Origin of the sequence: Oceanobacter antarcticus (assembly GCF_044962685.1) — a bacterium.
Taxonomy (GTDB): Bacteria; Pseudomonadota; Gammaproteobacteria; order Pseudomonadales; family Oceanobacteraceae; genus Oceanobacter; species Oceanobacter antarcticus.
In genome coordinates this window covers 1-1,388 of the sequence record NZ_JBBKTX010000057.1, presented here as the reverse complement: position 1 = coordinate 1,388, position 1,388 = coordinate 1, and the positions used below count along the sequence as shown (strand labels likewise).

At 54.0% G+C, this 1,388-nt stretch carries 1 protein-coding gene; it reads left to right on the top strand.

Annotation, left to right across the window (positions count from 1 at the left end):
- Positions 1–81: 81 nt before the first annotated feature.
- On the top strand, positions 82–1,388 hold a 1,307-nt coding region (locus WG929_RS20865), incomplete at its 3' end, for an IS4 family transposase (protein ID WP_416207607.1).

The window sequence follows — 1,388 nt, the reverse complement described above, 5'->3', positions numbered from 1 at the left end:
TAATGCTGTTCACTTAAGCCATTTACTCATCTGAGCAGTATCTGGAAAATCCGATGTCAGACCATGACATCGGATTTTTTTATGTCCATTCAGCAAGATCTTCTCGACCTAGACGAACTCTTTAACTTCTCCGATCTGAGTACCTTTACCCAGAACATCCCCGTTGAATGGATTGAGTCGGCGCTTCGATTAAGCAGTAAAGCCACCATTCGACGTCGACGCCTTCCCTCTGAACAAGTGCTCTGGTTGGTTCTGGGAATGGCACTGTTCCGTGACGAACCCGTTCATGAAGTGGCTCGGCGCTTGAATGTATGTGCTCAAGGGCTCGCTTCAGACAGTCTACTGGCCCGTAGCGGTGTCACCGAAGCCCGCAAGCGGCTGGGTGCCGACCCCGTTAAATGGTTGTTCCGGCAAACCGGCGACGTCTGGGCAAAAGAACGCCACAAGGGTGATGATTGGCACGGGTTACAAGTCATGGCGGTCGATGGCGCGGTACTGAGAACTCAGGACACGCCTGAACTACGCGATCATTTTGGCTCGGGTAATACCTCGACCAACCGGCAGACGCCTTATCCCATGATGCGCCTGGTGGCGCTGATGAATGTTCGTTCCCATATTCTGCTGGATGCGCAACTCAGTCCCTATCGTCGCAGTGAAATGACGCTGGCAGACTCGTTTCTGGCACAGATTCCAGATCACTCTGTCACCTTGTTTGACAAGGGCTTCTGGAGTGCGCATTTGATGCTGAGCCTGAACCGTACTGGCACCGACCGTCATTGGCTAACGCCCGCAAGGAAAAACATCGTTAGTACCGAGGTGGAGCGCTATGGCGCGGATGACCGACGGATCGAAATGAAGGTGTCTCCGCAAGCCCGAAAGAAACACCCGGAACTCCCTTCCGTCTGGCAGGCACGAGAAATCCGTTATACAACCAACGGCAAAGAGAAGGTGTTACTGACCTCATTGCCCATTGACACGTACCCCGCAAACGCGGTGGTCGCTCTGTATCGGGAGCGTTGGGAAATTGAACTGGGGTTCCGGGATATCAAAAGCTCGATGCAGTCAAACGCCCTGACGTTGAGAAGCAAAACCGTCGATCTGGTGTATCAAGAGGTCTGGGGGTTGCTACTGAGTTACAACCTCATCCGTCGGGAAGCGGCACTGGCGGCAGCGGAGTTCAATCGTTCTCCCAGCGACATGCGCTTCAAGCCGGTGTGCCAGTATATAGCCGTGCAACTCATCATCATGGCGAACGCAACACCCGTATCAGGGGCTGGCAGGCGGTTATCGGAACTGAGATCGGGGATTGGTGGACTGTTTTTGGAACGCCGTTCGAGGCCAGGAAGTCCCCGAACGGTGAAGATGAGCAAAACCCGCTATCCGGTTGA